The organism is Corallococcus sp. bb12-1, from assembly GCF_026626765.1.
GTDB lineage: Bacteria > Myxococcota > Myxococcia > Myxococcales > Myxococcaceae > Corallococcus > Corallococcus terminator.
This window is the reverse complement of record NZ_JAPNJZ010000011.1, coordinates 1-22,716: the sequence shown is the minus strand read 5'-3', so window position 1 is coordinate 22,716 and position 22,716 is coordinate 1. Positions and strand designations below refer to the sequence as shown.

31 protein-coding genes are annotated in these 22,716 nt (G+C 67.5%); 9 read left to right on the top strand and 22 right to left on the bottom strand.

Features of this window, described 5'->3' with window-relative positions; translation table 11 throughout:
• Positions 1-6 precede the first annotated feature (6 nt).
• Entirely contained in the window at positions 7-534 is a 528-nt protein-coding gene (locus OV208_RS15320) for a hypothetical protein (RefSeq protein WP_267574582.1), read from the top strand.
• Positions 535-563: 29 nt separating this feature from the next.
• Here OV208_RS15320 and OV208_RS15315 read toward each other — a convergent pair whose 3' ends face one another.
• Positions 564-2,321 carry a hypothetical protein gene (locus OV208_RS15315; protein WP_267574581.1) on the bottom strand — a complete coding sequence of 586 codons (1,758 nt, stop codon included), beginning with the start codon at positions 2,319-2,321 and terminating at the stop codon, positions 564-566.
• A gap of 153 nt (positions 2,322-2,474) precedes the next feature.
• Between OV208_RS15315 and OV208_RS15310 the strand changes: the two genes are divergently transcribed.
• The 5 genes from OV208_RS15310 (at position 2,475) to OV208_RS15290 (ending at position 4,696) form a co-directional block, all read left to right on the top strand.
• Entirely contained in the window at positions 2,475-3,011 is a 537-nt protein-coding gene (locus tag OV208_RS15310) for a hypothetical protein (protein ID WP_267574580.1), read from the top strand.
• Positions 3,012-3,123: 112 nt separating this feature from the next.
• Positions 3,124-3,576 carry an NlpC/P60 family protein gene (locus tag OV208_RS15305; RefSeq protein ID WP_267574579.1) on the top strand — a complete coding sequence of 151 codons (453 nt, stop codon included), beginning with the start codon at positions 3,124-3,126 and terminating at the stop codon, positions 3,574-3,576.
• A 52-nt stretch (positions 3,577-3,628) separates the two neighbouring features.
• A complete protein-coding gene (locus tag OV208_RS15300) occupies positions 3,629-3,898 on the top strand; it encodes a hypothetical protein (protein ID WP_267574578.1) in 270 nt (89 codons plus the stop codon).
• Between the two features lie 55 nt (positions 3,899-3,953).
• A complete protein-coding gene (locus OV208_RS15295) occupies positions 3,954-4,466 on the top strand; it encodes a hypothetical protein (RefSeq protein ID WP_267574577.1) in 513 nt (170 codons plus the stop codon).
• A gap of 38 nt (positions 4,467-4,504) precedes the next feature.
• A complete protein-coding gene (locus OV208_RS15290; protein ID WP_267574576.1) occupies positions 4,505-4,696 on the top strand; it encodes a hypothetical protein in 192 nt (63 codons plus the stop codon).
• Positions 4,697-5,088: 392 nt separating this feature from the next.
• Here OV208_RS15290 and OV208_RS15285 read toward each other — a convergent pair whose 3' ends face one another.
• A complete protein-coding gene (locus tag OV208_RS15285) occupies positions 5,089-5,436 on the bottom strand; it encodes a hypothetical protein (protein ID WP_267574575.1) in 348 nt (115 codons plus the stop codon).
• A gap of 221 nt (positions 5,437-5,657) precedes the next feature.
• Here OV208_RS15285 and OV208_RS15280 point away from each other — a divergent pair, with 221 nt between their 5' ends.
• Positions 5,658-6,365 carry a DNA-methyltransferase gene (locus OV208_RS15280; protein ID WP_267574574.1) on the top strand — a complete coding sequence of 236 codons (708 nt, stop codon included), beginning with the start codon at positions 5,658-5,660 and terminating at the stop codon, positions 6,363-6,365.
• 366 nt (positions 6,366-6,731) lie between these two features.
• Here OV208_RS15280 and OV208_RS15275 read toward each other — a convergent pair whose 3' ends face one another.
• The 6 genes from OV208_RS15275 to OV208_RS15250 form a co-directional block, all read right to left on the bottom strand.
• Positions 6,732-7,199: an SMI1/KNR4 family protein gene (locus tag OV208_RS15275; protein WP_267574573.1), complete on the bottom strand. Its 468-nt coding sequence runs from the start codon at positions 7,197-7,199 to the stop codon at positions 6,732-6,734.
• A gap of 10 nt (positions 7,200-7,209) precedes the next feature.
• Positions 7,210-7,848: a hypothetical protein gene (locus OV208_RS15270; RefSeq protein ID WP_267574572.1), complete on the bottom strand. Its 639-nt coding sequence runs from the start codon at positions 7,846-7,848 to the stop codon at positions 7,210-7,212.
• A 99-nt stretch (positions 7,849-7,947) separates the two neighbouring features.
• Positions 7,948-8,355, bottom strand: coding sequence for a hypothetical protein (locus OV208_RS15265; protein ID WP_267574571.1), 408 nt, complete (start codon positions 8,353-8,355; stop codon positions 7,948-7,950).
• 2 nt (positions 8,356-8,357) lie between these two features.
• A complete protein-coding gene (locus tag OV208_RS15260) occupies positions 8,358-9,392 on the bottom strand; it encodes a hypothetical protein (protein WP_267574570.1) in 1,035 nt (344 codons plus the stop codon).
• A gap of 211 nt (positions 9,393-9,603) precedes the next feature.
• Complete coding sequence (locus tag OV208_RS15255; protein ID WP_420715023.1) at positions 9,604-11,967, bottom strand: PKD domain-containing protein; 2,364 nt, start codon at positions 11,965-11,967, stop codon at positions 9,604-9,606.
• A gap of 310 nt (positions 11,968-12,277) precedes the next feature.
• On the bottom strand, positions 12,278-12,493 hold the full coding sequence (locus OV208_RS15250) for a hypothetical protein (RefSeq protein WP_267574568.1): 216 nt from the start codon (positions 12,491-12,493) through the stop codon (positions 12,278-12,280).
• Positions 12,494-12,685: 192 nt separating this feature from the next.
• On the opposite strand from OV208_RS15250, the gene OV208_RS15245 reads away from it, so the two are divergent.
• On the top strand, positions 12,686-13,237 hold the full coding sequence (locus OV208_RS15245; RefSeq protein ID WP_267574567.1) for a nuclease-related domain-containing protein: 552 nt from the start codon (positions 12,686-12,688) through the stop codon (positions 13,235-13,237).
• Between the two features lie 588 nt (positions 13,238-13,825).
• On the opposite strand, the gene OV208_RS15240 is transcribed toward OV208_RS15245, so the two are convergent.
• The 13 genes from OV208_RS15240 to OV208_RS15180 all read right to left on the bottom strand — a co-directional run bounded on the left by OV208_RS15240 (position 13,826) and on the right by OV208_RS15180 (position 21,341).
• Positions 13,826-14,164 carry a hypothetical protein gene (locus OV208_RS15240; RefSeq protein WP_267574566.1) on the bottom strand — a complete coding sequence of 113 codons (339 nt, stop codon included), beginning with the start codon at positions 14,162-14,164 and terminating at the stop codon, positions 13,826-13,828.
• Between the two features lie 90 nt (positions 14,165-14,254).
• Positions 14,255-14,875: a dTMP kinase gene (tmk, locus tag OV208_RS15235; RefSeq protein ID WP_267574565.1), complete on the bottom strand. Its 621-nt coding sequence runs from the start codon at positions 14,873-14,875 to the stop codon at positions 14,255-14,257.
• Positions 14,868-16,475 (bottom strand): hypothetical protein, encoded by a 1,608-nt coding sequence (locus tag OV208_RS15230; protein WP_267574564.1) that lies wholly within the window; start codon positions 16,473-16,475, stop codon positions 14,868-14,870. The genes tmk and OV208_RS15230 overlap by 8 nt, the downstream gene beginning before the upstream one ends.
• A gap of 87 nt (positions 16,476-16,562) precedes the next feature.
• Positions 16,563-16,976, bottom strand: coding sequence for a cell wall protein (locus OV208_RS41365; RefSeq protein WP_420715024.1), 414 nt, complete (start codon positions 16,974-16,976; stop codon positions 16,563-16,565).
• 139 nt (positions 16,977-17,115) lie between these two features.
• The gene (locus OV208_RS15220; RefSeq protein ID WP_267574563.1) at positions 17,116-18,177 is read right to left on the bottom strand and encodes a hypothetical protein; all 1,062 of its coding nucleotides are present in this window, start codon (positions 18,175-18,177) and stop codon (positions 17,116-17,118) included.
• Positions 18,178-18,327: 150 nt separating this feature from the next.
• Positions 18,328-18,747 (bottom strand): hypothetical protein, encoded by a 420-nt coding sequence (locus OV208_RS15215; RefSeq protein ID WP_267574562.1) that lies wholly within the window; start codon positions 18,745-18,747, stop codon positions 18,328-18,330.
• A 303-nt stretch (positions 18,748-19,050) separates the two neighbouring features.
• The gene (locus OV208_RS15210) at positions 19,051-19,269 is read right to left on the bottom strand and encodes a hypothetical protein (protein ID WP_267574561.1); all 219 of its coding nucleotides are present in this window, start codon (positions 19,267-19,269) and stop codon (positions 19,051-19,053) included.
• Positions 19,270-19,271: 2 nt separating this feature from the next.
• Positions 19,272-20,048 (bottom strand): ERF family protein, encoded by a 777-nt coding sequence (locus tag OV208_RS15205; RefSeq protein WP_267574560.1) that lies wholly within the window; start codon positions 20,046-20,048, stop codon positions 19,272-19,274.
• 12 nt (positions 20,049-20,060) lie between these two features.
• Complete coding sequence (locus tag OV208_RS15200; RefSeq protein WP_267574559.1) at positions 20,061-20,210, bottom strand: hypothetical protein; 150 nt, start codon at positions 20,208-20,210, stop codon at positions 20,061-20,063.
• A 110-nt stretch (positions 20,211-20,320) separates the two neighbouring features.
• A complete protein-coding gene (locus OV208_RS15195) occupies positions 20,321-20,677 on the bottom strand; it encodes a hypothetical protein (RefSeq protein WP_267574558.1) in 357 nt (118 codons plus the stop codon).
• Positions 20,674-20,841 (bottom strand): hypothetical protein, encoded by a 168-nt coding sequence (locus OV208_RS15190; protein WP_267574557.1) that lies wholly within the window; start codon positions 20,839-20,841, stop codon positions 20,674-20,676. The genes OV208_RS15195 and OV208_RS15190 overlap by 4 nt, the downstream gene beginning before the upstream one ends.
• Positions 20,834-21,097, bottom strand: a complete 264-nt coding sequence (locus tag OV208_RS15185) for a hypothetical protein (protein WP_267574556.1) — start codon at positions 21,095-21,097, stop codon at positions 20,834-20,836. Before OV208_RS15185 ends, OV208_RS15190 begins: the two co-directional genes overlap by 8 nt.
• Before the next feature lie 52 nt (positions 21,098-21,149).
• On the bottom strand, positions 21,150-21,341 hold the full coding sequence (locus tag OV208_RS15180; protein WP_267574555.1) for a hypothetical protein: 192 nt from the start codon (positions 21,339-21,341) through the stop codon (positions 21,150-21,152).
• Between the two features lie 260 nt (positions 21,342-21,601).
• On the opposite strand from OV208_RS15180, the gene OV208_RS15175 reads away from it, so the two are divergent.
• On the top strand, positions 21,602-21,949 hold the full coding sequence (locus tag OV208_RS15175) for a hypothetical protein (RefSeq protein WP_267574554.1): 348 nt from the start codon (positions 21,602-21,604) through the stop codon (positions 21,947-21,949).
• Between the two features lie 463 nt (positions 21,950-22,412).
• Here the strand turns inward: OV208_RS15175 and OV208_RS15170 are convergent.
• Positions 22,413-22,716, bottom strand: a 304-nt coding sequence (locus tag OV208_RS15170) for a hypothetical protein (protein WP_267574553.1), incomplete at its 5' end; no start/stop codon positions are given.

The window sequence follows — 22,716 nt, the reverse complement described above, 5'->3', positions numbered from 1 at the left end:
AAGCCCGTGGCCCTGTCCGACGACGTCTACGCCCTCAACGCCAACGAGGCGCGCAAGCGCGACTTGCGGGAGCGCATCGCCCGCATCCGCGGGCAGCTCGACGCCTCGGCCGCGCTCTCCCGGGCCTGCGCCCAGGTGAACCAGGACACGGTCCTGTTGAAGAGCGGCCTGGAGGCGCAGCTGGTGCAGTTGGAGAGCGGCGGCTCCCCGGGCATCTCGGACGAGTGGGGGAAGTTCTCCACCGTGGAGACGGCCGCCCAGGACGAGCGCTACTACGCGAAGGACAAGGGCTACGACTGGCTGGTGGGCAACCCGCTCGCCACCTTCGAGGAGACGGTGGCCGAGTTCGAGCGCTTCATGCTGGAGCAGCGGACCGCCGTCGGGCGGCCCTGGCTGCTTCAGCGCGGTGAGGGCCTCGTCCGCGAGTGGCAGGCGAACGCGGTGGCTCGCGGGCTCATCGCGGAGGGGACGTGGCCCGCTTTCCGCGACTGGCTGCTCAACGCCGGGAAGGAACGGGCGGTCGGGACAATGTAGTAATTATGCGCCGAGTGGGATCTGGCAATTTATGAAAAGTCCAAATGTGGCCCACAGTGTCCGATTGCAATTATTTTCGCTTCGGCATCCCAGTGAAAGTGGATGCGAAACGATCTGGCTGGGCTGTCTTTGACTCCGATTTTCAGGTGTTGAAACATTTTTATGTCATTTTCATTGTATCTAAAGGTCCGGCGTTTGACTGCCGCTTTGTTTTTCATGACACTTTCAGACTCGGTGGCGGCAAAATCGTCTCGTCCGAATGCTTGTCGTGCCGTATCGTCGCCTCTGCCTGAGGTCAATGCATTATGGTAATCTACTGCCAGTGCCTGTAGTAGTTCGCCAACCTTTTCGGGGGTCTCAAAAGCATCTGAGTGCTTTGCCGATTTCCATGCCGACGGCAATACCGCTAGGCGGTCGTGGTAGAGTTCTGCCGCGATAGTGAGGTAATGTACTGGTCTTGCGCGAGTTTTGATTGTTGCCTCAAGGGCAATGCGGAGTTCGGGGGTAATGCATTGTTCGGATTTGCTTGCTTTTAGTTTGGAAAAAGCGGCCTGCATTCCGTCGAGTGCCGCGGTGTGTGCCTCGTTGTCGTGTTTTATTTTTATCTCGATTTCTGAAACAGCTTCGAGATGTTCGAGTTCTCTGTATTCGATTTGGTCCTTGAGATCCTTTATTTCTGATTGAAGGCCCTTGAGTTCTGTGTCTTGGTTTTCTCTTTCTGAGATCAGGACCTTGAGCGCGCTTTCAACCTCGGAAGCTCTCGCTTGCTCGCTGTGAAGTTGATCTTGAATAGAACCGATGGCGGCCGATCCTCTTTGCCGCATTTCCAGTATTGCCTGTGCATGTCTGACGCTCTCTGTCCGGTCATGTTTGTCGACGACAGACATGAACATGTCGGGCATTGCTTTTCGGATGAGCCGCTGTGAGATTTGAGATGCGACGATTGGAAGACGTTCGCTCTCTGTGTGCTCCAATAGCTGTTCGGGCAGAATGTAGGGAAGAAGTGTTCCCGGTGTCAGGCGAGGGGGGAAGACCCGGATGGCCCCGCCGTAGCAGCCAAATCTTCGATCGAAGCCCTTCTGAGTGAGGGCTCCGGTCCAGCCTTGCTCGGTGCTGCTGTCTTTCAGGACAACGACGCCAGCCATTCCTCGAAGCCATTCGGTTAGCTTCTTTGGGTTGACAAGGGGGGTGTTGTTGCCAGGAAAAGGGGAGAGTACGACTAGCGGAATCTCTCTCTTTTCTCCGAGTAGTTGGTATTTGACGAAATCTCGCACGTCGAAGGGTGAGAGGTTGGTGGCATCTCGATCGATGTCGAGCGGTAGTGTCTTTGGTCCGTATGATTCGAGTAAGTCTTTGAGGATTCTAGGCCGGGGAAGGGATTTGAGTAGCGGCAGGCTGCTTCGTCCGCCGGAACGGGAGAGCGCGTGCTCTATTTGGACTGAGTCATCTATGGTCTGAAGACGAACGACATTGCGCCATAGGATGTTGTCCGCTGCTGAGTCGCGGTGCTTTAAGTGAAGTAGGAACAGATTCTCCTTTGTGCGGGTCTTGATTTCGTAGTCGAGGCGTCCAGTTAGGGTGACGCCTGCGATTAGTTGTGGCTTGATCCAGTCGCGGAGCACTCCAGCGTCTAGTCGCCCCGCCCTCATTCTGCGGTAGTCGCCAAATCCAAGAACCCAGTCGATGTATTTATCTGCTGCTGATTTAGCGTTGAGTCCTTCGATCGTAAAACGCGAAAAATAGACGACTTCCATTCGCCCTCCCTGTTGAGGCTGGTCGTTGTTCATGCGCAGCCTACCCCTTGTATCTTCTGCTGCGGATGGGTCAGCCATGCCCTCCCTTGGTCGGTTTGAACCCACATGTCGCTCGCTGGCGTTTCTTGGTGCGGTGCGTTGCTGCCCGGCGGACACAGTCCACGCAAGCGTTGACCATGCGTCGGTATGCCCCCCGACGCCCGCCGCCCCACCAGCACGACTCGCGAGGAACTCGCCCGCCTCGGCGCGAACCAGGAAGCTGCGAAGGAAGCGTCCACCCGTCTTGCGGTGGACCTCCACCGCATGCTGGAGGGTGTGAACGAGGGGCTTCGCGACGTTGGCGATCGCATGGCCACCGCCGAGCAGGTGCACCGGCTGGAGGATCGGATCGGTGACCTGGACCGGCGGGTGACGGAGCACACGCCCGCCGTGCGCGCGGTACCGGAACTGCGGGAGAAGGTGGAGACGCTCGACAAGGCGGTTTCCGCCATGGCGGAAGCGGTGAGGGCTGTCCCTGCGCTTCAGCAGCGCCAGGATGCGCAGGAGCACCGCAACTCCCGGTTGGCCGGGGCCCTCTGGGTGGTGGGTGTTGTCGTCGGCCTGCTGGGCCTTGCCGGGCTGCGTGACTGCGGCCGCTGGTTCGTCCAGGCCCAGGCCCCGGCGCAGCATCTGCCTGCCACCCAGAACGCGCCCGAGGCCGCGCCGCCCACGAGGCGTCGGTGAGCCTCGTCCTCTTCGCCGCGCACGTGCTCGTCGCCTGCGTCGTCCTGGTCCTGTCCACCGGCTCCTGTGCTGGCCTGTGACGCCCCCCACCCACCGCTCCAGGAGTTCCTCCATGCCCGTGACGTCCCAGCGCGCCGCCTTCCTCCAACTCGTCCTCGCGCAAATGCACTCGCCCTACCGCTGGAACGCGAAGGGGCAGCTCGCGGCGGAGAACGGCCCACGCCTCTTCGATTGCAGCGGCCTCGTGACGTGGTGCTTGAACCAGGTGGGCGGGCCCGACTGGCGCGCGACGCACAACACGGACCGGCTGTGGACGGCGTGCTTGCCGGTGGCGAGCGTGGCGGACCTCCAGCCCGGGGACCTCGTGCTGTACGGCAAGGCGGGCGACCCGGACCACGTGATGGTGCACGTGGGCGCGGGCGTGGTGGTGGGCGCCTCCGGTGGCGGCCGCCGCACGCTCACCCTGGAGGACGCGGCCCGCGCGGACGCGAAGGTGAAGGCTTTCGCTCGCGTGGCGTACGGGCCCGACGTCCTCGGCTTCCGGCGCCTGCCCTTCGTCTCCTGAGCACGCCACACCCCTTCAACCCCAGTCCCACCCGCAGCCGAAGGAACACCTCATGTCCATGTCCACCCCCACGCCGTACGCCCCATCCCCCGAGTTGAGCGCCCACGCGGACGCCATGATCACCAATGCCAGCGCCGCCGAACTCCAGATGGCCGCGCGCGCGTACACCGCCTACGGCAGCGTGACCGGCGGGCGCTCCGCCGTGACGGGCGCCGAACTGCCCACCTTCGACGCGTGCAAGCCGCTGGTGCGGGCCGGGTGGCTGGCCACCGTCCGCGAGCTGACTGCGGCCCTGGTCCTGGCGACGCCGGTCGCGGAGTAGCGCGCACCGCCCCATCCTCTCCTCGTAGCCCACCCCCAAACAGGAGCATCACCCCATGAAGAAGCGCATCATCCTGGCCGCTGCGTTGGCGGCCGTCCTCACCGCACCCGTGGCCATGGCCCAGGCCACCAGCGGCGCCGGCAGCAGCATCCTCGACGCGCTGCTCACCCCTGCGAACATCGGAATCGCCCTGGGCGTCATCGCCAGCGGCGTGGGCCTCTTCTTCGGGGGCACCTGGCTCACCACCGCCCGCAAGCGGCGCATCGCCATGGCCGCGTACCACGCCTTCCACATCGTGGAGGACGTGGCGTCGGAGGACCCGGCGGACAACGGCCTGGACAAGGCGTCCCGCGGGCTCAAGGTCATCGACAACTGGATGAAGGCGAACGGCTGGCGCGCCCTGAAGCCGGGTGAGCAGGAAGCTGCGAAGCTGGAGTTCCGGTCCATGCACGGCGCGCAGGCGGCCGAGGTGAAGGTGCGTGCGGAGGCGATGGAGGTGGCGCTCGGCGCCATCGGCAGCTCCGCCGCGCTGGCGCCGGCCGCCGCTGCGGTGGCGGCGGTCCCTTAGACGCCCCGCGGCTTGCGGTCGCCGCGGGGCTGTCGCGGGTGCTGAGCGATGTGCAGGTGCGCACCGGCTACCTGGAGGCCTCAGCCGGTGTCTCCTCCCTCACGGGCGCGTACGCGTGCCTGGAGGGTGGGGCGCGGCTCCGGCAGAACCTGGGCGTCTTCGCCTTCGCGGAAGCCAATCAGCGCGAGCGGATGGCTGGCGCGGGCGTGCGGTGGACGTTCGGCCGGTGAAACACAGCGGTCCGCCCTGGGGGTTCCCCGGGGCGGGCCGCAAACGTTTCAGCAACCACTTACCACGGCGGGTACGGGATACACATAGGCTCGTGGTCCACGCACGCGGGTTCGTAATTCACGGGGCACATAATGTTTGCGCACGGGTCCTTGATAATCCCCTGCTTGGCTTCTGCCGGTTCGCCCATGGACTGTGTGGTCGCAACGTCGGCGCCAATCTCGGCGTCCACCCCTTCCGACTCACCTCCACCACATCCGGCGATCAGTCCGACGGCGATCAGTCCTGCAATGATTGCCACTCGCATGTGCGTCTCCTAGTTGTAATGCCACTCCAGGATAGCCGGGATTCACCAGTTTGAGGGCGCCTTCGCCTTGTCATGCCATCTGGCGCCTCACGTCCGCATCGGTGGCACGCTGAGCCCCTGCACCTCGTGCGTCGGCACTTCGTCCTGGTGTGCGATGGCTCCGGCCGCGTCCAGCCACGTGCCGCAGGTCGCGCAGAGGTAGACGCGGCAGCCGCCGGCCAGGATCTTGGCGGCGACCTCTGGGTGCAGCACCAGCAGGTCAAGCGCGCCGGACGGATGGGCGCGCGGGATGCCGGCGCGGCGGAACTGGGCCGTCAGGGCTTCCACCCGCGTCCATGCCTCCCGGGAGAGGTGCAGCCCGTCGATGCGGACGGTGCTCCCTGCGGGTGCCTTGCGCCGCTCCGGTGGTGTCTTCGTCTTGTCGTGGGTGGGCACGGGGAGGACTTCGCACGCGCAACTTTTGAAGGGCAACCTCCGGTTCAACGAAAGGCCTTGAGCGTGGTGCGCGTGGCCGTTGCTCAGATCTGAGCAACGCCTCCGGGCCGCGAAGGGGGGCTTCTCTACCGCCCTCCTTCGCGGCAGGCGGTCCGGCATCCCTCATGCACCACGCGCGCGCGTGGTGCGACTCCGCGCCACGTGCCCCACGAGGCCCCAGAGTGAAGCCCTACTTCCAGACCGACACCATCACCCTGTTCCACGGAGACTGCCGCGACCACCTGCTCGGACTGCCGTCCGAATCCGTGGACGTGCTCCTCAGCGACCCGCCCTACGGCATGGCTTACGAGGCGAAGGGCAGGAGCGGCGCGGCCATCCGCGCGGACGGCTCCCGCCAGGGCATGCGCGTCTTCCGCCAGGCGCTCACGTCCGCGGGCCACGCGCTGAAGCCGGACATGCACGCCTACGTCTTCTGCCACTGGGAGAGCTGGCCGGACTTCTACGACGCGGCGTCGGCGCACCTGCGCATCAAGGGCGCGCTGGTGTGGTGGAAGGCCCGCGGCGGCATGGGCGACTGCGCGGCCAGCTTCGCGCCGGACTACGAGGTGGTGCTGCACGGGGCCGGGCCGAAGCGCCGCCCGCTCACCGGGAAGCGCCACGGCGCCGTGCTCGCGGGCTACCCGCCGGTGCCCGCGCGGGCGCGGACGCATCCGACGGAGAAGCCCGTCAACCTGCTGGCCTACCTGGTCGAGCGCTCCTGCCCGACGGGGGGCCTCGTCCTGGATCCGTTCGCCGGCACCGGTGCGACGCTGGTGGCCGCGCAGCAACTCGGGCGCCGGGCCGTGGGCGTGGAGCTCGAGGAGCGCTACTGCGAGGCCGCCGCGCGCCGGCTGGAGGCGCGCGAGTCCCGGCCCGCCCTGGCGGCCTGACCGTTCCTCGGAAGGGAGGAATGCCCGTGCTGATGCCCTAACAACCAGGGAGGTCATCGGCGCGGAGCGGCGTCCTCCGCGTCCCTCCGGTCCGGTCCGCGCCCGACCGTCGGTGATGCCGACGGTCGGCACCTGCCGCCCCTTCTGCCCTGGCATAGACAACACGGCAGATGGCCAGTGAGATGGGCGGCGCAGCGAGACGACGCAGCGCCTGCGGTGGTGCAGGCCATCCAGCTTGCCGGGTGCACGATGGAGCGCGTCTCGACACTTGGCTTCCCGGACCTGCTGTGCTGCCGACGCGGGCAGGATGCAGGCGGTTCAGTGGCTCGCCCCGATCGCTGGTCCAGCGCTACGAGGGAGGGAGGTTCACTCCTCCAGCCAGAAGTAGGAGTCCCCGCTGGCCAGCGCCTTCTCCAGAAACGCGCTGAAGGACGCGGCGATAGGCTCCACCGAGGGGTACGTCTCGTGGAAGGCGTCGAGCAGGGCGTACCGTCCGCCAGCGCGCTGAGCGACATCCACGAGCACGTAGTCGCCGTCCTGGAGGTACAGCAGCGTGTACCAGGATGCGGCCCCGAAGGTATCGGTGTCCTGGTGCCGCATCCTCACGCGAGCGCGTTCGACTTCGCCGAGGGGGAGGACGCGGTAATTGGGCGCCTTCTCGCGCGGGGAGAAGAGCGTCGCCCCATCGCAGTGCAGATAGAAGGCACGTAGGTCCTCATCAAGGGACCAGCCGACACGCGCCTCGAATGCGGCGAGTTGCTCAGGCGTCGCGGGCGGCTCCGGGAAGTGGCTCCGGGAAATCTCCGCCAGCAGACGGTCCATGTTCGTGGGCATGACGCCGACCTCAGTCCGCGTAGGGTCGCGCTGGGCCCGGAGTGAGCCACTTCCCGCCTGGCGCGTAGCAGGCTGGGTACTCCTGGGTGAAGACGTCGTGCACGTTCCCAGGAGCAGGCAGGATGTTGTCGGGCGCGGTGGCGGGGCCGCCGTGAGCAAGGTCGAAGATGTGGTGTCCGGGCCAGGGGTCCTTCCCCGAAGGCCAGGCGCCGAACTCCTCGGCCCAGGACTCACGGAACGAGATTCGGGCGTTGTTCCACCTCGTCCGCTGCTGTTTGACGTTGGAGACGGTGGGGTAGTCGCAGCAGCAGTGGGTGATGGCGAGCCGCCCGCCGGCCTCCGCGGGCATCAGCATGAAGCGGCCCTTCCAGTCGCCCTTGATGTCGGCGAGCCACATGCAGCCCATGAGCGCGTGGCCCTGGGCTGCGCACTTCGACTCGCAGCGGGTCATGAACGCGGCGCTGCACTGCCAGGGCCCGTAGTAGATGGTCGTCTGCACCTGTCCGCCGGCCGGGCTGGGCATGAACGGGCTCGTCCACTTCGCGGACGCAGGGGGGCCGACGGTGCCGACGGTGGCTGATCCACAGCCCACGAGGGCGAGGATGGCGACGGCGCTCGCGGCGAGCGGCAGGCGATGGGTGGTTGGCATGGTTTACCATGCCAACACGGACAAATCAGGAAGTTAAGTCACAGCCGCGAGTACGTCCTGACGGGTAGGGCGCGCGGGGCAACCTGGAGGTGGCGCCTGCTACTTCTCCGGCCGGACCACCCCATCCTGCCCGACAATGAAGCGCAGGGTGCCGGCCGCCTCGCCGGAGACCTGGATGCGGTAGAGCCTCCCGCGCTCCAGGGGCTGCGCGGTGTCGACCACCTCGAAACCCTCGGGCACCTCGCCGTAGACGATGCGACGAGCCTGCTTCTCGCCGAAGGACCGGGCGCGGGTGAACCAGATCTGCGTTCCGTCCTCGGCCAGGACGTAGATGGCGTTGTACCTGGGCAGGCCTCCGTCCTGGGACGGCTCCTCGACAGCGAAGGCGGGCGCCGGCAGCTGCTCGCCGCCGGACGCGAGCACCACGTCCAGCCAGGGCTTGCAGGCGGTGAGGAGGGACACCTGGGCCAGGAGAAGTACGAGGGGGAGGGCACGGTGGAGACGCATGGCTACGGGGCTCCCTGGCCAGCGTGGACGGACTTCATCGCGGCCGCGAGCTGGGCACTGTAGTCCCTGCCGTCGACGATGAACGGCGCGGGCGGCGTCTTGAAGCAGCCCTTCGCGTAGGCCTGCTCCAGCATCTCCGCCTGCTGCTCCGGATTCATCTCCTCCCAGGCCTTGCCCTCGCGCAGGGCCTTCTCGAACTTGTACCCGTCGCCGAAGAGCTGCGCGGCCAGCGCCTCGCTCATGTAGTCGTTGCCCCCGTGCTGGTGCTGCCACACGTGGGCGGCCTCGTGGACGAGGGTGTCCGGGGTGAGGGGCAGCCAGCCCTCGGGGACGTAGATGGTGTCGCCGTGGGTGAACGGCCGGCCGCCCACGGTGAGCAGCCCTGCGTTGCCCTCCTTGAGCTGGATCTTCGTGTAGTCGATGGAGTCCCCGTACACGGCGTGGAGCGCGGCCATCTCCTCGCCCGTCAGCTTGCGGCCCACGGGCTCGATGAAGAGCAGCGTCTGGATGGCGCTGAGGACGCTGCCGCCCAGCCGGAGCAGCCCGTCCGTCGGCGTCTGCACCGCCTTGAGGATGCTGAGCCCGAGCTGTGCGAAGCCCTCCCCGAAGCGGCCGGTGAAGATGTTCACGATGCCCTTGCCGAACGTCTCCGCCATCTCCCAGGTGTTCTTGAGGGTGCCGACGACGGAGTCGTAGACGCCCGTCACGACGCCCGACACGCCGTCCACGATGCGCTCGCCCACCCCCAGGAGGGCGTCGCCGATGTCCCCCAGCAGGCCCTGGGCGGACACGCGCTGCTCGCCTTCCGCCTTCGTGATGCTCGTCGCGGGCGGGCTGACGATGGCGGGGGCGATGGCGCTCACCGTCCTGGCCTTGGCGACGAGCGTGCTCGGTGTGCTCGCGCTGAAGACGTCGACGGTGTTCGCTGCGCGCGAGGTGGCGGCCGTCTGCGGTGCGGGGCGCGGCGGCTCCGCGGAGCCGCCGCAGTAGGTGGTGGGGAGGAGGGTGGTCCTGCTGCGTGACGAGATGGGGTCCATGCTGGCTCCGTGGGACGTGTCCCTCCGGAGCTGTGCAGCGCCCGTGCCTCGCCCCCTCCCTCTATGACTGGGTAGGCGCCCCATCCCGGCGTTGGGATGGGCGTCCGTTTCGAGGAGACGAGGCTGGAGCGGCTATCTCGTTAATGCGACGGCACGACTTGCGCCATGACGGGTTGGGGCCCGCCTAAATCGGCAGGCTCCCAGCGAGCCGTCAGTTCTCCAGTCCCTGCACCTGCACCGGCGTGAGCCGGTTAGTTGTCGTCCCATCTCCAAGCTGACCGCTGTTGTTCGAACCCCATGCCCAAACAGTTCCGTCCTGCTTCAAGGCGAGCGCGTGGCTGCCGCCTGTAGCGATAGCCGCAACATTTGTCAGGCCCTGGATTTGCACTGGAGTAAGGCGGTCCAAGTTCGTCCCGTCGCCAAGTTGACCACTGCGGTTGTATCCCCAACCCCACACAGTACCGTCTTGCTTAAGTGCGATCGTGTGGTAGCGGTCCGCAGCGATTGCTGTGACCCCAGTTATTCCTTGTACTTGCATTGGTGTCAAAATGTACTCGTATGCAGCGTACCCCAGCCCGAGCTGTCCTTTGCTGTTGTCACCCCAGGCCCAAACGGTGCCATCGTGTTTCAAGGCGAGGGAATGGAAGGAACCGCCAAACATAGTCGCCACGCCCGTCAACCCTTGTGCCTGTGCTTGCTGCGGCAGATAACAATACGCTTTGGTTCCGTCACCGAGCTGGCCCATGGTGTTATCGCCCCAGCCCCACACCGTATCGTCGTACTTCACGACGAGAACGTGGAATCCACCTGTGGTAACCTTAGAGATTCCCTGCATCGGCACCTTTACAGGTGTAGTCTTTATGGCGCTTGCCGACCGGCCTGGGTCGTAGAATCCCCAAGCCCATAATGTCCCATCCTGCTTCACTGCGATGGTGTGCTGGACAGCTGCGCTCAAGGCCACTATTCCAGTCAAACCCTGTACTTGCACTGGGGAGTGGCGCTCAGTTCTCGTTCCATCCCCGAGTGTTCCCTGGTCGTTACGACCCCAGCTCCATGCGGTGCCATTGGGCTTCAAGGCCAGCGTGTAGTCATAGCCGGCAACAACCGTCGCAATGCCCGTCAGACCCAGCGGTTGCACAGGTGTACTGCGGCTCGTGGTCGTCCCGTCACCGAGCTGGCCGTTAGTATTGCGGCCCCAGGTCCAGATGGTGCCGTCCTTCCTCACGGCCATGCTGTGATGCGTACCTGAATCGATCCTGATCACAGCGTTATCGGAGGTCGAGCATGTAGTGCCTCCTGTCAAAACAAGCGAAGCGCTCGTGGACAAGCCCAGTGCATTGGTGACGGTGGCCGTCACTGCGGGCGTGGAGTTGGCGGGCACGCACGCTGACGCCGTCCAGAGGACTTCGCTAGTTGTCGCGCCGCTCGTGGCTGTCCCCAGTGTTCCCGTATTGGCGGTCCACGCGAAGGTCAGCGCGCTGCCCTGCGGGTCCTTGGTCCTCACCCGGAAGACGACGGTGCCGCCCGCCGAAGGCACCGTTGCGATGGACTGGAACGTCTCCACCACCTCCGGCGGGAAGCGCACCGTCGTCCCTGGGCCCACGTGGATGCCCAGTGTGCCCGTCCCCTGTCCTCCCCGGCCGTCCGAAACCGTCACCGTCAGCGCGCATCTGCCTCCTGATGGCTGCGCCGTGGGCGTGAAGTTGGCGCTCGGCGAGGTGGCATTCTTCCACGTCCCCTGGCACCCGGCTGTCCACTGGTACGAGAGGCTGTCGCCGTCCGCGTCGCTCGCAACGGCAGTCACCGCAGTGGCCTGTCCGACGGCTACGGAGGACGGCACTGCCGTCACGCCAGCCACATGGGGCCAGGTGTTGAATGAGACGTTGACGGCTGCACTCCCGGCACCGGTGCTCACCGTCACCGTCGCGCTGAGGGCCGCAGTGGCGCCCTTGGAGTCCGTCACCGTCAGCGTCAGCACCAACGAGCCCGGAGTCGCTGGCGCCGTCCAGGTAGTGGTGAGGCTGGAAACCGCGTTGAAGCTGCCCGCGCCCGCCGTCCACGCGTAGGTGAGCGTGTCGCCCGCGTTAGGGTCCTCCGCGGTGGCCTGCAAGGTCACGATGCCTCCGGGGTCTACCGTGCCGGGACTCACCACCAGCGAGGTGATGAGGGGCGCCACGTTGTCGAAGGGCGCCGGGGGATTCACCTCCTGCAGTAGCAGTGTCACCGCCGTCGTCTGGCCTGCGGTGATGGTGACCTCCGTCACCTGGCCGGCGTACCGCACGGTGTTGGATGCGTCGAAGGCCTGGGCGCTGAAGGTGCGGCCGGCGCCTTCAGGAATCTTCCCCAGCACTCCGCCCCACTGGGCGCCCGTCTTCACCAAGGCGTCGGTGCGCGTCGTCATGCCAGCGCCGCTGACGATGAGTTCTACGCGAGCCACCTCGTTGGCGCTCAACCCCTGCGGCAGCGTCACCACCGCCTGGGCGTCTCCCGTCGCCTCTTCTGCGCTGCACCCTGCCAGCGTGACCAGCAAGGCCGCTGTCAGACAGAGCAGCCTGCTTTTACTTTCTCGGTACATTGACGCTCCAAGTGTGGATTGGCGTTTGCCCTGTCCTGGGCTGTCCGCCGCCCATATGTGCGGAGGTGCGAAAGAGCAGGATTCCGAGAATGTACAATGAGCGTACGGGCCAAGCTCCTGAGTCGTTCAGGCACCATAGGAAGTCCACATTGACCATGCCCTGCGGTCGCCTATGAAAGATCTCGATGGGCCCTCAGCGTGCTGCGAAGATAGACTGCCTGAGCGCGATTTGTCCTCGCCACTACGTTGCCCGCTGGCTCTCGGGCAATAGCTTTCATTTGAGGAAGAGTCGGCTCTCCTTGGCGCCTCGTCATGGCGCGTAGGCAAGTTGCTCGATTACCTCCAGCGCTTGATGCGCGCCGAGCACCCGTAGAGCTTCCTGCTCCGCTGCGCGGTACTCGATCCGAGCCTTCGCCAGCCGCGTCCGCGCCGTCGGACTTCCGTCCAGCCCGCGCATCGCCTTCTGCAGCCCCAGTTCCGCCTGTCCCAGGCGCTGTGCCAGCGCCTCCCGCTTCGGTATCGTCATGCCGGGTGCGGAGAGCAGGTCCCGTGCCGAACGTGGGAACCTAGCCCGGGGGAAACTCGACACGGGTTGTACGATGGTCCCCATCAAACAGCCGGGGGAACAATGGCAAGATGGGGAAATGGGTCTGGAGACTCGCGTGACGTCCGCGAGGCGCGCAGGGCCGGGCAGAGCGCGCGTGAGAAGCAGGAGCAGTTGGCGCAAGAGTCGCCCATCAAGACGTTCTTTGCACGGCTCCTGAACATCCATACCGACGAGAGGGCCTGGAGACGCGGCGCGGACGGCGAGGAGCACATCGGCGCGCTTCTGGAGGGGCTGCGCCCGTTCGGGTGGACCATTGAGCACGACGTGAAGATCGGCCGTAACGGCGCCAACGTGGATCACCTCGTCATCGGGCCGCCCGGAGTTTACGTCGTCAACACGAAGCTCGTCAGCGCGGATGTCTGGGTGGCCGGCCCCGTCGTCAAGGTGGGTACGTTTCGTACGGACTACGTCGAGAAGCTGGAGGCCGAGGCGCTGCGCGTTCGCCAGAAGCTGTTGGCGGTGACGAAGCGCCGCTCCCTCTGGGTGCAGGGCCTCCTGGTCTTCGTCCGCCCGACGCTGACGGTGAAGCGGCAGCCACAGCATGTGGCCGTGCTCGCAGACCACGAGCTCGTCCCGGCCCTACTCCAGCAGAAGGTTACGCTCGAAGGCGCCGAAGTGGAACGGCTCGTCCGCGCAGCCAGGCAGGCTTCCACCTGGGGGTGACGGGCGAGCCCTGTGGGGCGCCCAGTCCTCCGGTGGCTGTCCGCGCACATCGGCGGACGCCTTCCGGTCCGCCTCGCGCAGCGCATCGTCCACGAGGTGGGCGACACGAACCACGTTGGCCGGCAGCTTCCCACCCGTCTCGCATGCCGCCACGTGCAGGCTCGCCGCAGCGGCGGTGAGGTGCAGCTTCACGACGGACATCCGGCTGGCGCGCATGGGCTTCCTCCTCGGGGGATGCCCATGCGCGCGCACTCCGGCAACGGCAATTCCTGTCAGTCCGCGCGATGCGCTTCCTGGATGCGCTCATCCGCGCTGCCGTCGCAGTGCGCTGCGCGCCACCGCGCGTCCGCTCCTATAGGCATTCTGCGCAGGCGGCCACTGCGCCCCGGGAGATAGAGGTTACGGTCCTTGCGCCCGGGCCCCGCCGCGTGGCCCCCACCGCACGCGAGGAATCCGCCGGGAAGAGGGGAGAGGCGCTGACCGCAGACGGGGCAGCGGTAGGTGATGGCGGAGGTGGGCGTCATTTCCCTGAAGACGCGGGCCGCGGCGCTTGTTACCTGGCCGGGCCCGCGCTTCACCGCGCGTCCGCTATTCGGGGTACCCGGGTGGCGCGGGAGTCCAGTTCGCGGGCGGCACGTCGTAGGGGAGCCATCCGACTTCGCCCCGCGCGGGACGCCATACCTGGACGTCCTCGCCGTGCACGTCCTGCAGCGTCTCCATCGGCACGCCCGTCACCCCGGCTGCGATGCGGAGCAGCTCGTCCGCAGGCAGGCGGGGGCGGTTGTGGCTGGGCATGGCGAAGTGCCTCGTCGTGATGACGGCCTTGCTGATGCGCGTGACCAGTGCGTGCCCGAGTTCCGTCTCCTTCTGCCAGTCCGAGGTGAGGATCTTCCTGTAGCGCTCCACTTCCTTCTGCACTTCGTCCATCTGCCTTCTCCTGTCGTTGATGGCGCACGGGTACAGCCCTGCCGGCCGGCGCCGCGGCCGGCAGGTGGTGAAGGGGTTGAGGAGTGCGGGCTACCTGCCGTCGCGCGCGACCAGGGGCAGCACCTGATCGAGGACCGCGCACAGCACCTGCTCCGGGTGCTGCGAGGCGTCCACTCGGACCACGCGTTGCCCGACACCCTCCAGGTACGCGAGGGCGTGCGCGTACCCGCCTGCCGCCCGCGCTGCGACGGCAGGCGTCTCGAAGGCATCCAGGACGCGTGCTGCACCAGCCCGTCCGAGGGCGACCTCGGATGCGCACTCCAGGAACAGGAGCAGGTCCGGTTTCCGCGCTCCGGCGTTGAGGTACGCCACCCGCTCGATTCCCACCTCGGGGCCCTGGTAGGCCAGCGAGGACAGCAGGTAGCGGCTGCACACCACGACCTCCGCGCGCCGGAGCGCCGGTAGGATTACGTCCTCTGAGTGGTGGGCCCGGTCCGCCGCGAAGAGGAGGGCCATCGCTTCGGCGGACAGCGGGCCCGTGGTGAGCAGGCTTCGCAGGAAGACGCCCACGGGCCCTGGGGAGGGCTCCTCCGTGAGGCAGACGCGCAGGCCGCGGGCGGCCAGTTCCGTCGCGAGGGTGCGTGCCACCGTCGTCTTGCCAGCGCCGTCGCCGCCCTCCACGACAAGGAAGGTTCCGGGCAGCTTACCCACGGGGCATCTCCTCACCGGGCAGCGGGAGGGCTCGGATGCGCTCCTCCACTTCGATCATTGGGACACTGCCGGCGGTGCGCGCCGCCAACTCGCGCATGTCCTCCGCCGCGCGCCGCACGGCATCGCTGGCCACCGGCACCGGCAGGCCCGGGTAGACGGCCCGGAGCACGGCCACCGCCGCGCCCTCGTCGGCTGTCGTCACGTGCAACGAGGGCCACACCTTGGCCAGCGCCGTGCCGACCTGGACGCGCAGCTCGTAGGCCTGGGTGGTGTTGTGCGCGAGCCCCGTCACCGTCCGCTCCAGCGTCGCCAGGGCGGCGCCCGCTTCGGCCACCTCTTGGCCCACGGGCGGGAGCTCGCAGCCCACCGTTGCGAGCGCGGCGTTGATGCGCTCCGCCAGGGGAGGCACCTGGGGCGGGAGTGAATGGTGCCGGCGACGGCGCTCCCCTCGCTTGCGGGCCAGGTCCTCGGTCGGCACCGTCGCGTCCGCTGAGGGCGGATTGGGAAGCCGGAACTCCGCCAGCATCAGCGTGTCGCGCAGCTCGCAGCGCTCCCGAGCCAGCGCGGTCAGGGCCCGATGGGCGTCACGCTGGACGGTGGGCGGGGCGTACTGGATGGCGGTCCAGACCGCTTCCGGGCCGAGCCATCCGCGCATGTCGATGGCGGGCAGCTTCGCCCCCTCGGCGGGCGGGGTGGAGAGGGCGGCTCGGGCCATGCGACCGAGCGCCTTGGCGACCTGCGCAGCACGGCGGTAGGCCGCGCTCAGGTGTCCTTCAGGGAGGTCCTTGGCCGAATCGGCGTGTAATTGCTCCAGGAACTCGCTCTCGCGCACCAGAGCCTCCGCCTGCGCGCGGAGGGCGTCGCGCTCGGCCCGCGCCTCGTCGCGCTGCCCGGCCAGGAGGTGGATGCCCTCGTCCGGGGACTGTGCCGGGTGGAAGCCCGGGAGGTGCTTCTCGATGGCCTGAGCCATGGCTTCGACGGCGGCGCGATCTTCGTCCCGCTCGCGCGTCAACTCCGTCACCCGGGCCTGGAGGGCGGACACCTTCGCCTCGTGCTCCGCGAGCAGTGAAGCGCCGGGATGGGGACTGGCCAGCACTACATCCACGCGCCCCACGTTGAACGAGCCGTCGCATGTGCAGGGGCGCTCATCATCGCTGGGGTCGAAGCGGCAACCTTCCTCGTGTAGCCACTGAGTCCACCCCTCGCGGTCGCTGTTCTCCGTGAAGATGCGCACCGCTTTCACCAGCGCCGCGTTGTCCGCCACCAGCTCCGCCACCTGGTCCTCAACGATGGTCTTGGCGCGCCGCACGCACGAGAAGAACGAACCGATGCGCTCCGCGAGCGTCAGCATGCGCGTTTCGGGCTCTGTGATGGCGCGCGCCACGTCCAGTTCGTCCAGCCGCGCGTGGGCTTCCGGCACCTGGGTGCCCAGCAAGGCGGCGTCGCGGAGGTGGGCGAGGGCAACACGGAACGAACCGCCGTAGCAGGTCTTGGGGTGGCCATTCTCATGGCCGCACAAGTGTTCGACTGCGTTGTCCATCTTCGCCACGTCCCGCTCCACGTCCTCGGGCGTCAGGGACTTCTCTTCCTTCGTCGTCATGGAGTGCTCGGGTCCAGCGAGAGGGGCGCGCCGTGTATGACGGCGCGCGGAGAAACTGGACGGCACATGCACCGCCCAGGGAAGGTGTCAGACGCCGCTGGTGGTGTTGGACTCCGCCAGCGCCTTCGATGCGGCGCGGCCACGGGGCAGCACCACGTCCTTCACCGAGTTCGGCCCCGCGTTGTCCGCCCATGCATCCGGGCGACGCTTCGTCTTCTCCAGGCTGCGGAGCTTCTGGTAATGCGCCGCGCAGTAGCCCTTGGTGCGACTGGGCTTGCCGCAGTCGATGATGGCGCACGCACGCGCTCCGTCGGGCTGGGGTGCCTTCGCCTTGCCGGAGCTGGGCGCCTTCGCCGCGCTCGCTACCGGCCTCGGTGCGGGGGCTGCGACGGCTCCGCCGCCCAGTTGGGCCACCGTGTCGCGCAGCATCCGCGCGGCTTCCTCCAGCGTGTCCGCCAAGTGCAGCAGACCACCACCACTCGTCTTCTTCGTCACGTTCATCTCGTTGTTGGGGTTGAGCGCGCCGTGCGTGACGGCGCGCGGGAGGAATGCGGGCGGCCCGTGCTGCGCCGCCCGCTCGATGCATGAAGCCGTTGGACGCCGCGGCGGGCTCACCCTCGCGGGGGCGCCACGTCAGTCGCTACAGCGGCCCGTCGTAGCCCTTGTTGGGCCGGTACTTCTCGACCAGGTCCCCGCCGATGAACGGCAGGGGCAGGCTCGCGGGGCTCAATCCGCCAGACGCGGCGGTCTCCACGATGATCTTGGCGTTGTTGATGAGCCTCAACATGCCGACGAGGGCCTTGTCCGCCTCGGAGCGCATCACCTCCAGGCGAGCGTCCTCTTCGGTGCGGCGCATGTACCTGACGCCCAGGTTGTCCGAGTCGTCGCACTTGCCTTCGGCCTCGTCCTGGATCCTGTTCGTCGTGTCCTTCACCCAGCCCGGCGTCTCGATGGAGTTCGTCCGGAGCTTCTTCCCCAGGAGGGCCGCACGGGCGTCGATCAGGCTGGTGCTCGCCCCGGAGGCGCGGGCCATGCGGGTCCAGGCAATGCACTTCGCCCCCGCCTCATCCAGCCGCCCCTCGCTCTTCATCAGGTACGCGCTGGAGGCCAACGCGCGAGCCTCGGTGATGGCTTCGTTGCGCCACGCCGCCCAGACCTCCTGCGCTTCACGGGGGGCGTCGAAGGCAGCGGCCTTGGCGGGGATGAACGACTCGAAGTCCCACGTCGGCGCGGCGTCCTGCGAGCGATTGACGGCCCTGTTCCCGAAGGTCTCCCAGCGGTCCCCGAGGCGGGCTCCGATGGCGCTCTCCACCTCCATGGCCGCCATCCTGACCTTGGAGTCCGAGCATGCCGGGTGTTCGTTGAGGTCGCTCAGCGTGTCCCCGGCGAGGGTGTGGTCCCACTCGCCGGGGAAGTGGACGGAGATGAGGCCCGGCGCATCGGGCCGCTTCTTCCGCACGTCGAGGACCTTCTCCATCCTCGCGAGGCACCGCTCCTGGAGCCTCACCTCCAGGCAGGCGCGCTTCTCGGAGGAGAGGTCCCGCGCCTCCGGTGCGGTCCTCGCGGTGGTGGCGGCGGCCTTCTCGCAGTGGTCGGAGACGGAGAACGGGATGCCGGGCAGGGTCGGCCCGACGGAGCTGCACGCGGAAAGGGACATCAGGCACACGAGTGCCAGCGCGGAGAATCGCGGAAGGGAAGACATACGACTCCTGGGGAAGGGTGCTGCGGTTGCGGCTGGACGGATTGCCGAGGCCGGAGTCGAACCGGTGCGCTGCGCTTCGCAGCGGGGCCCATGCCCTTCATCGGCGGGTGCTTCGGGTACGGCGCGCGCCAGGTGCTGGCGCGATGCTTCTCAGCGCGGTGCGGGCTCCTCTGCCGACTCCGGCACCTCGTGCTGCGTCACGTCCTCCAAGACGAACCAGCGCGGGCGGACGTCGTGCTTCTTGGCCCACGCGTCGATAGCGGCTTCCAGCTCTGCCACCGCCTCGGCACCGACGGCCACGGCGATCCCCCGAAAGCTGTCACCCTCGGCGTAGGCGTCGCAGCCGTCCGGACAGCCACCGTCGGAGATTGAGTTGTCGACGGTGTCGAGCAGCGCGGCCGCCGTGAGCTCGTTGGCCGGAGCGAGCGCGCAGCCCACCCAGAACGTGTCGCCGGCCGCTAGGTCCAGGGCTTCCGGGCCCTGCGCGAGCGCCTCCTCTCGCGAGGCGAAGCTCGCTCCGCTGCGCCAGTCCGCCTCGTCTTTCGACGCGTACCAGTCTCCGATGGACATGCGACCTCCTTGTGCTGCGTGAGAAGGGCCCGGCGAGGTGGATGGGGGGAGTACCCACGTCGCCGGGCAGGCGCCCAACCGCGGCGCCGCGAGAGAACCCCGTGCGGCCCAATGCCGGCGGGGCGTGGTGGGGCGGTCCGTCCAGCCCTGTGCTGGCCGCACCCACCGACAAGGCCCGGTCCCACGATTGGGGCCGGGTTGCAGCCGCGCGCGTCGCGCAATCGGCCTCCCGGGCCGGGGAGACGGAAAGACGCGCGCGGCTGCCCAAGGGCCCGACGGCATGCCGCCGCCGGGGAACTGCTCTCAGCCGTCGTGCAGGCCCCAGCCGCAGAAGAGCCCGTGCTTGCCTCGAAGGAAGGGAGCGCCGCAGTGGCAGTAGCCGTCCGGGGCAGGACGCGCGCTCGGCGGAGGCGTGGGCTCCGCCGTGCCCTTCAGCTTGTCCAGGTCGCGGAAGTACTCCTGCCGGTTCGCACGGTGCTGCTGGACCTCGGGCGAGGGTGTCCGTGGGCGGCGGCAGCGCATCGTCAGCCCTCCGCCCCGGGCTCGCGCGTGGCCGGCTTCTTCGTCTCGATGCCCAGCCGCTTCGCGGCTGCCTGAAGCGCAGCGGCCGCGCGCTTCTTCAACGGGCCGTCCGGCAACTTCCTCGCGCGGACACCGAGGGCCTTGCACTCGGCTTCCGTCGCCGCCTGTTCCGCCTCGGCGACGATGGCCGCTGCGTCATCATCTGCGCCGCCAGCCTGGGACGCAGGCCGGGCGGACGCGGAGCCTGCGACGACTGCCTGCGCGACTTCCGACGGCTGACGGGCGCGCGGGGCCCCTCCACGCCGAGGCAGGTCCTTCGGCGAGTGCCCGTCATCTTCCGGATCGTCACCGGTGGGAATCAGGAAGAGCTTGAGCAGCGCGTACTTCACCGCTCCGGTGAGCGCCTTGTACGTGGCCTTGTCCCCCTGGTCCTGTCCTTCGCCCAGCACCTCGAACGATTTCTCCTCGCCGCTGTCTCCGTCGTGCAGGGTGAATTGGACGGTCAGCGTGACGAGCCGGTCCTTGCCACCCTTGGACCGCTCCACCTCGTGCCACTCCGTCTTCACCACGGAAGGAATCAGCATCAGCGCGCGGTCCGCCATGGCCTTTCGGACCGCGGAGACGATGTCCGCCTCCGTGGCGTAGTCGTAGCGATGGAAGTCGTTGCGCCCGGACTTCGGGACGCGCTCTACCTCACCCATCACCTCGGCGAGCTTGCGGACCAGGCTGCGCCGTCGCGGGTCGTCTGGAGTGAGTGGGGCTGCGTTGGTGCCTGTCATTGCGTGCCGCTCCTACTCGTAGTTCTCGCCTGCGGCCTGTTCGGCCCGGCGCAGCAGTTCTCGCTCTTCGGCCAGCACCTCCTCTTCAGGGGTGAGGCAGTCCCACTCGAAGCTCTTCCAACGGTGCCGCCCCTCGTGCCCGTACTCGCGCTCGCACAGCACCCAGCTGCGCTCAGGGTGCTCGGCGTAAGCTGGACAGGGAGTTGGTCGTGCTGCTGGCAATCAACCTCCAGGGTCGAATGCCAATCGTCATACCCTGCCAGTCTGACGTGCTACGCGGCGGCCCGCTGTGTTTCGGCCTTCGCCTGCCGGTGCTGCGCGTGCCACAACTGCCGCTCGATTTCGGCGCGCAGGTACACCTCCGCTTCGGCGAGGCGAGCGAGGCGGAGGCGCGTGCCGGTAGCCCGGCGCTGCGTGCGCAGCCAGTGCTCATTCGCGACGGCGGTCCCGTCAGCGATGCACCTCTCCAGCGCGTCCTCGGCGGCGCGCAGAAGCCCTCCCTCCTGAGCTTGCTGCGCCTCCAGCTCGTGCAACTGCTGCTGGAGGTCCGCCGCGTCGCACTCCTGCGGCGTCCAGCCCGCGCGGGCGAGGACGACGAGGCATGCTGCCAGCTCGTGCAGGGGCTTCACTTCGCGCCCTTGAGCTGGGCCAGGTCGGCCGCGAGGCGGAGCGTCAGCCCCTCCACCGTCGTGTCCAGCTCCTGCCAAGCGCGGAGCACTTCAGGCGCCACTTCCTGCTCATCGAAGTAGGCGCGCAGCACCTCGCGCGGCGTCTTCGTCCTCTTCTCAGCCACGGCACTCCTCCTTCTGGGGCACGACGTGCCCCGGGTTGCTCAGTCGCCGCGCGCGGTCGCGCTTCGTGGCGGCCTGCTCGCTGTAAATGTCCGCGTCGCGCTCCAGGAAGATGGCTTCTTCCGCCGAGCACCACGCCGCCTTGGCCTGCCGCTCCTTGTGAGCCGCGCGGGTCTCCAGGTCCTCCGCCTCCTTCCGCAGTTCCGCCGCGTCCTGCTCCTGCGGGCGCACCTCTCCCGTCGCCATGTTGTTGGCCATCTCGTCCTCGGGGTTGATGGAGTAGGGCGGGCCACGATGGGCCCGCGGAGCGCTACCGGCGCACGTCCAGCACGTCGGCGTGCTGGTGCCGGGTGCCCTCGGTGTCCGTGAAGGTGACGATCTGCTTGCCCTGGCGCTTCGTCACCTTCACCGCGCGGATCTGCCGGTCATCCGCGCCCTTTCCGTCGTCCTTTCGGCGGAACCACTGGCCCTCCTGGGCCTTCGCCGCTTCCGTCGCTCTCATGGGCCTACCCCCGCTCCTACGTGTCCTTCCTGCCGTGCTGCTCCTGCTGACGTCCTCGCTGGCCACCCAGCTCGCGCCCGCCGCCGCGCCCTCTCCCGTGTGGAGCCCCGTCCGTCCGTCACCAATGATTCGTACAGTATCTATTTTTGGTACCAAATCAAGGTATTGATAATAGGTACTCTTGAAGGTACCTGTAGTGGGTACCTGGGTTTCGTACCTGGGCGTTGCCTTCGCACCCCAGCGCACATAAGGAGGAGCAGATGGGCGCAGTTGCTGCCGTTGCCAGGAGAGGGATCCCGATGCCGGTTTTTGATGACGCCGATCCGCTGGACGAGGTCATCACCAAGAATGTGCGCTTCCCGAAGCGCATGTGGCTTCAGCTCATCGCCATCGCGAAGTTGGAGCGGGCGCAGGGGAAGAAGTCACCCCTGACACGGCGTGGCGTCTCGAAGAACGACGTCCTCTGGTCCGCAGCGGACGCTCTCGTGAAGGCTTACGTGGCGGAGCACGGTCCTCTCACCCTTGAAGAGATGGGAGACGATGAAGAGGAGTCTGCCCCAGCCCAGGTCGCGAAGAGCAAGTCGCCCGGACGCCCACGGAAGAAGTAGCCCGCGCGGTGGGGTAGGCGCCGTAGAGTCAGGTTGCTGGAGTCCTCTCCAGGCGGACGAGCAGGAGCACAAGATGGGCAAGGGCGTGAATACCCGCCGGGGTGGTACGTCGGACACCTCGCGCGGAGGCGGTGGTGCGGGTCCGGGAGAGTCGCGCGCCAACGAAGGCCGGCAGACTGGCCGTATGGGGCAGTTCCATCTGGGTCGGTGCATCGAGCGCCGGACGGAGCAGGGTGACATCTACTTGGCCCGCGACGTCCGGACGGGGCAACCCGCCCTAGTCGTCCGGCCGGAGGTCGAGGAGGAGCGATTCCTCCCGACAACGTCGGAGGAGGTGCTGGGCCAGTATCCCAGCGCGTCCTTGGAGATCACCTGGACTTCGTCTGACTCACCTGCGTACCGAGCACTCCAGGTGCGCCTGCCTCACGCGGCAGCTCCTGCCAATGTGCACGAGGAGCTGATTTCAGTGAGCGAGGACCTTCCGAAGATTTTGGACCGTGCCATGAACGCGCCAGAGCAGCGGGAGCACCTGCTGTCGCCACCGCTCACCCGCACGCAGCGGTGGCGTGGACTCGCGCGTCGACACGCTCATCGGTCCAGGGATGTCGCTGTTCGCCGATGGAAAGACGCAGCGATTGGACTGCTTGTAGCTGCGTTTCTCGGCAACCTCATCTGGCCTCAGTTCCAGGCACATCCTGTTGATGATGGGGCGCTGCGGACGACTGTGGTGGATCGGCGTGAATCTGAGCCGGTCGTGCTCACGAGTG